The organism is Caballeronia sordidicola (assembly GCF_002220365.1).
Classification (GTDB): domain Bacteria; phylum Pseudomonadota; class Gammaproteobacteria; order Burkholderiales; family Burkholderiaceae; genus Caballeronia; species Caballeronia sordidicola_C.
This window is the reverse complement of the sequence record NZ_MTHB01000091.1, coordinates 1-6,712: the sequence shown is the minus strand read 5'-3', so window position 1 is coordinate 6,712 and position 6,712 is coordinate 1. Positions and strand designations below refer to the sequence as shown.

Annotated in this window: 4 protein-coding genes and 1 pseudogene; 2 read left to right on the top strand and 3 right to left on the bottom strand. The window is 54.0% G+C overall.

The features are described from left to right. Positions 1 to 723 precede the first annotated feature (723 nt). Positions 724 to 2,154 (top strand): DUF2971 domain-containing protein, encoded by a 1,431-nt coding sequence (locus BSU04_RS13920; RefSeq protein ID WP_089161144.1) that lies wholly within the window; start codon positions 724 to 726, stop codon positions 2,152 to 2,154. 1,191 nt (positions 2,155 to 3,345) lie between these two features. On the opposite strand, the gene BSU04_RS45390 is transcribed toward BSU04_RS13920, so the two are convergent. Next, the gene (locus BSU04_RS45390) at positions 3,346 to 3,783 is read right to left on the bottom strand and encodes a hypothetical protein (protein ID WP_144021234.1); all 438 of its coding nucleotides are present in this window, start codon (positions 3,781 to 3,783) and stop codon (positions 3,346 to 3,348) included. A gap of 853 nt (positions 3,784 to 4,636) precedes the next feature. Between BSU04_RS45390 and BSU04_RS13915 the strand changes: the two genes are divergently transcribed. After that, entirely contained in the window at positions 4,637 to 5,380 is a 744-nt protein-coding gene (locus BSU04_RS13915; RefSeq protein ID WP_089161143.1) for a type IV toxin-antitoxin system AbiEi family antitoxin domain-containing protein, read from the top strand. A gap of 486 nt (positions 5,381 to 5,866) precedes the next feature. Here BSU04_RS13915 and BSU04_RS13910 read toward each other — a convergent pair whose 3' ends face one another. After that, complete coding sequence (locus tag BSU04_RS13910) at positions 5,867 to 6,196, bottom strand: hypothetical protein (protein WP_089161142.1); 330 nt, start codon at positions 6,194 to 6,196, stop codon at positions 5,867 to 5,869. Positions 6,197 to 6,528: 332 nt separating this feature from the next. After that, a pseudogene (locus BSU04_RS47095) lies at positions 6,529 to 6,712 on the bottom strand (hypothetical protein); the annotation flags it as partial.

Sequence of the window (6,712 nt, the reverse complement as noted above, 5' to 3'; positions counted from 1 at the left end):
CCCCGTCGTGCGCGTGCTGGGCTCGACACCGGATTGGACCTGGCAGTTTAGGCCGGTGTCGGGCCTGTTTCTTCGGCGGTAAGCCTTCTTCTACCGCATCCAGACTCCTGCGTCACCCCTCCCTGAAACGAGCCGCGCCGGGGTGCGTCTGCACTCGCCCTTCGGGCTCCTTTCGACGCACCCGATACCGCCCATCGATGCCGTCGACAACAAGCACCGAACAGCTCTGCAGAACAGGAATCGTTTCGCATTTCTGATCGACGCCGCCATCTGGTGTCGGATTCTGACCGCCGTTCACAGCATGGAGGCAGGTGTCATATACGGCGCTTCGTGGCTGGCTGCCACGTGCATTGAGAGGCTCGACTGGAAGGCGCTCCTCTGAAAAAACTCCCGCGTTGAGCGGGAGGCGCATTTGGCTGAGAGACAGCGCCGCTGCAAAGGACGGCGCATCTTATTAAGTTTCTTGCTCACTGCATAGCCTTGGGCCTGTAACACAGAATTTCGCAAATCCCGGACCGAGGTGACGAGGCAGGGCCAAACACCGGTTGCACTGCGATCGTAGACGACGTGTAGCGATCGTCGACCACATGTTGAACGACCGAAGTTGGGCCGGCTTTTGTCTGTCGCGGAAGGTGCCGTTCATGGGGTCCTTCGTGCTTACGGTTTGGTAGGTCACCAGACCCTAGCGCGCAGCCATCGTAAATCCAAAGGATATGGTTAAGAATGCACCAAGATCACCTTTATCGTTTCCGCTCGACACATGCGCTCCTTGATGGCTACCAAGAGCTTGAGAACCAACAAATCTATTTCTGCCCACCCGACGGATTAAACGATCCGCTGGAGGGCTTCAAGCATATTTATTGGCGAGGCGATCAGATCGTCTGGCGGAATCTCCTGCGCCATTATTTGTTAAACCTGATGCAGGCAATGTCGATTGCGTCCGTCATGGGTCAGGGCTTCAACCCGGAGATGTGTGCCCCCCTCGTGCATCAGACAGAGCACGATCTGCCGCAAGCCCCGATCAGGGACGTCTATGCCGCAGCCTGCGAGGAGTTCTTCAAGCACCCCATACCGGAGAAACTGGTCTCGGCTCTTTCCTCGCAAGCAAGGGAGGTGAGGCGAGATGAACTCCAATTTTATTTGCGGCTGATTCATCCACTCGCAGCCAGAAGCGTAATTACCGCGCTTGCGAAACGTCGCCTTGTTCTGAAGCAGGCTGCGCGAGAGCTAGAAATTCTGATCAACGCTATGGGTGAGAATCTGAACACGGTATTGCGAGCTCATGAACAGGCAGGCGAACTATCTGAGGTCTTCTTTTCTGCTAGTGAGGAGCTTATGTCGCAGCTTGCCCTCATTACCGAGTTCAAAAATCCGGGCACTCCGGAGCGTCGGCCGTGGCTATTCATAATTCAGGACTTCACTAACTACTATGTGACGTCTCTTGAGCGCCTGCTTTATCCAGATTGGCATGTAGCCTGTTTCGTTGGCGACCCGACTAACTCTGCAATGTGGGGAGGTTACGGCGACAGTCATCGGGGAGTCTGTCTGAAATTTAACGCGAAAGCAGACGGTCAAGGAACGCGTACCTTGGATCTTTATCGTGCGAATAGCTGGAGTGGCGGGAAGGACGGGGTGGTCGCCCACTATGCGTACATACCGCACCGATTTGAACAGGTGCGTTACACGGCCGAATTTCCAGAGGTCGATTTCTTCGAATCGATTGCGACCCTTCCTCGGTCAAAGCTAACTGGCTTCTGGTTTGCCGGCCCAAATGGAGAGCGCAGTACTACCGCTGAAAGGATGCTTCGGGAAGACGAAGCGTGGCGGCAGGAGTACTGGCGCAAGTTTGCCACCAGCTTCAGCACCAAATCGGATGAATGGGCACACGAGAAAGAAACTCGGCTTGTCCTGCATTCCAGCTTGCAACGTTTTGACGACAAAGAGTCGCGAAAACTGCGGTACCGGTTTTCGGACCTGTCGGGCATTGTCTTCGGTATGAAGACGACAAGCGAAGACAAGCTCCATATTATGCGAATCGTCGAACAAAAGTGCGTAGCCGAAGGCAGAAAGGATTTTGTGTTCTATCAGGCTCGCTTTTCCGCACGCACGAGGAAAATCGAACTGGCGCCGCTTAGCATGCTTAAGGTCGAATGATGGCGATCCTCTAAGTAGGTACGAGCAATCTAGAAAACGTCTAGTGGTGGGTGCCGTAGGGCACGCCACCACGAAGCAGACGAAGAGTGCTATGTCAAATGCCCGATCGCTCAGATCGCTGATCAATAGAACTCACACAATTGGCGAGCGGCACCTCGCCGACCTGCGTAGAAGGCCGATATTTTTTTGCAACACGGGCACCGCTCAAGCCTACGAGAGGGAAGAGCACTTGTTAAGAAGACTATGAGGGTCGAGTTATGTTGTACCGACGTCGGGAAACATAACGGTGAAATATTCACAGTAATATGGCATCCTAAATTTTACATAAGCAAAGCTATCACCGCTCGACAACAGACAAACAGATACGCTTCCAATTGGATGACGATATCAATCTCGGACGATCTAGGCAGTATGCATTGACATTAAATTAGGCGAATTTCGGTGCTAATTCTAGGGAATCGCTCATGCACATTGGGTGGAAACGCTAACATTTAACGTCGTTCTATCTGGTCCACAGTTCGAGCATAAAACCGCAAGGCAGGCGAAATCGATGGGTTGCAAAATTTGCGGGGTAATTACCTTAAAGCCGTACTCAGTATATGAGACATGAAACTTAGTCATGTCGACCGGTCTTCCGCACTTCGCACACGGTGCAATTGGGTCGCTAGCGTCGACGGGCCTTATTGGTACGCCCTCACGGTCCATGACTGGTCGGCGGGAGCTGGCACGACATTTAAACGAGCATAAGGCCGACAAAACATCGGTGTCTTGGATGTGGATCGTCGGTATCTCCGATGCGAAATCGACTCGCCCTAGCTCCCGTGCAATTTCGAAGAGCGCTGCCGAAAATCTCGCTCCGCATCCATAACATTCGAAAGAAGATATATCGTCTTCCATAGCTTCCTCAAAAAAATGCCGATCAGGAGTAAACAAAAGCTGACTCGCACGGTCACGTGTGCCGGCTTTGCGCTCTTGTGGTGAAGGCCTAAACATTCCCGCCAGCTTACTTTTCACCATAGGACATCTTTAATGCTGGACGCAAAACTCCTACCTTCTCGGGCAGACATCTTGCGGAAGTAATTCACGAACCTAACTAGGAATTGTACAGTTTTGGTGAAGCCGAAGCGAAAACTTGAAACAGGTTAGACCTTTACGTTCTCGGGGACTTCTGGGAGTTTCGATGTGTGATATTTACCAATGTGCATCGGAATCCTCATTGAACTCAAGCATTGCTACGTCGACAATCCGTTGCGGTTCTCCCGCAAAAACGCCTGCCGGAATGTCCCCGTTAAGCAGTCCATGTGGTGAATAGAGACAGAACGCGCGCCGCCAGCCACCGCGATCATCTTCATTACTGGGCAGAACTCGCAATAAATCGGAGACCTCTGGACGTAAACCGTGCTGGGTATGGAACTGAAAGTCCGGGTACCGGAAAGAACGATTTCTCGCCACCCACACGCCAAGTAACGCCCCGGCGACGCGTAGGTGGGCGGCGTAATGGTGTGCGTTAGCTTTGGGCCGGGTACCGGTCATTTCGAATACACGTTGGTCGTCCAGCCAATTCTTGGCGAGGAGTTCGTCCCGAAAATCAATCGACACCTTATGGGGATCGTGTAATGCTGATTTCAAGGTTAGCTCCTCGCAATAATGCTAGTGAGAGAAAGTCTCTCATATGAGCTACGTGGCCGCTCCGCATTGAGTCCCCCTTGTCCACGCTTTATTGTATTCAGTCGATAGGATAACCGCCGGCGCATGGAGGCTGTCAACAGTGCACCGTTGTGCGGGGAAGGGCGACCACACTGGCTGCCTTGAGCAGACAGCGGTTGTGCAACATCATAGAATGAGCAGGCCGCAAAGGTGACCTAGATAACGCAGCACGGCATAGATGGCTGCGTAGGCAAGTGCAAGCTCCATGGATCGAACCCGTGTAGTCTTCGATATCAAGAAGAGCGACTAAAGATGGAAATTCGTCCAATTCACAATGAACGCGATTACAAGAACGCGTTTCGGATGGTATCCGGTTTGGTGCACGCTCGATTGTTAGCGCTGCACAAGGCCGAGCACTCCACACTTGAGCTTCCCGAAAGTGACGCAGGGGGCGTAGCGCAAGCCCGGTGACTAAATCCGCATCGCGCGCGCGACACCTGCGCTCCTTGCCTGCGACTTCACGGCAGAGGAGCGACCGATCGGCATGCACATCGTTATGAACGGACCGCCTGACACATCACGCAACGCGTGCTTTTCACGGTGAAAACACTTTAAGGTAGCTTTCCTAAGGCCCGAAACCAACTGAAAAAACCGGTTCTCAGACTTTCCACAGACGTGGCGTGTGAGGGTGTCGGTGCCTTTTTAAGGCTAGCGCCGAGTCAGGAGCTCGTCTTGGATGATGGCGTGAGCGATACGCTGGTGCGCGTAATTTATTTGCATTAAATCAAGGAAAATGTATAGTTTATGCTGGAAAGTAACGCGACTGGAAACCTCTGTGGTCAAGCGAGCGGTACAACTTCTGATGCAAGATGCTCCGCGCGGGCAACCAATTGATCCCGCGCTGCTCAGAAATCTCGGAATAAGTTCTGCTCAGACTCACTACCTGGTGACAGCCGGGTGGCTGCAGCGACTCTCAAAGGGTGCCTATCTGCTCAAGGGAGACTTCCTGACAACGGAAGGAATCCTCACATATCTGAGTCGGCACAGTCCGGGGCTCCATGTCGGCGGAAAGACCGCTCTCGATTGGCAAGGCGTGCGCCACAATATCGCGTTCCGGCCTCGTATCTTGTTATGGGGAATACAGGCTTATCGCTTTCCACCGTGGGTCGAACAGCATATGCCGCATACGTATCAGACGACGCGGCTGTTTGATGACAAGTTCTCGCTGTCAGAAAACGTGAGACCTCTCCCTCTCAAAGGTCCCTCCGTTCTGGTTTCTATACCCGAGCTTGCGCTACTTGAACTCGCCAGCGACATTGGTAAGCGAGGCAAAAAGGGGCAATCTTTGGAGGAGGCGGTGCATCTAGCTGATTCGCTCCGTAATCTACGCGCCGATCGCCTCAGTGGACTTCTGCGGCGCTGCACGCGAGTCAAGGTGGTCAAGCTTGTACGCGACCTCGGCGAGAGCAGTGGACATGATTGGGGCCGCGGCTTACAGGATATCGTGGATGGATTGAGTTCGGGCCGGCGCTGGTCGACGCTGGGAAGGGACGGGAGACGGCTTACCCTGAAGCCGTGACATTCCCTCAGAAAAAAGCGCGAGCTTGCCGATGTGATGGCATTTTGGTCGGAGCGATCCGCACCCTCCTGTGGCACAGCCTGGCTGAAACCCTGATGAGCATCTCTGCCCATTACTGACCCTCGCGGATAGCATTCGTTCGCGCAAATCCTAAGCGCCCGGACGCAGGAGCAGGGGGTGTTGCACGCAATCGCTCGTTGACTCGCCTCGCTGTCTTTGACGACACAGTTAAATCCGTGGCCGGCCTATTACGGCTACCGCTGCCGCCAACCCTAAAGTGAAAAATTAATTCGCCCACGCAGCCGAGCAAAAATGCGACGGAACCCAACATCGGCCTTACGTGCTGGGAGGAACGTCCTTGCGATTGCCCTGGGATTCAAGGTCGCTGCCATGCTCATGAGCGGATGCGATCGCGCTCGCCGCGATAGCGTCAAAGTGCTGGTCCCCACTCCTTCGCAAAGAGAAAGCTCTGAATTCTTCCTGCCTTCACGTCGGCGATGCCCATCTGCGCAGCGCTCCGATCGGTGCGCCATTCTTCGCGTCCATACGCTCGACCACCCGCAAACTTTTACGTAGCACATCGCTTGCATCCAGCTCAAAGCACTCCGAACCGGCGGAGGAAAGATATACGGATGCGGGTTGATGAGTTTTGGCCGGAGCAGTCATATACGGTCGGCGGCCCGGCGGAGCAAAGCTATGCGGATACGGCGTGGAAAGGGCAAACCGTATGGTTTCGCTCCGGCGCACTACTGCTTCAATGACCTTGAACCGATCCAGCTCACGCATCGACATCGTGATTCTGTCCGTCGCCGCCATCGTAGCCTCCGGCGCCGTGGGAATCGACGCCGGCTAAGCTTAAGCCGCCGAGAAGCGGACATTTGAATCTGGCTAGAAGCGGACATTACAACTTAGCTGCTACAAGCAAAAAATGGATTCTTGGCACCTAGGGTGTCGTGTTGCGAAGGTTTTTTCTTCGACTCTTCCTTTATTTATAACGAGGAAGTTATCCACAGGCGCCGCCATTCTCTGTAGAGCTGTTGTGTTACCGAAGTGGGCCTGTCTGTTGCGCGGCGGAGCGACCACTTGCGCAACAATGACGGCTTGATCGTGGCATCGTGTGATCGGATGTTGTTGCGAATCCGTGCCGCCTATGCAGGGAGGGTAAACCTCGTTCCGAGCTGCCACAGCATGTCGATGTTTTTCAGATAGGTCGCGACGTTTTCAGCTGGCGCGTGGATGATCGAATGTTGCGAGCTATCCATGCTGTTGACGTCTGCCGTCCATGGATCCTCAAGACTGGTGCATACGTCGGCGACGTCCTCGCGATATCGC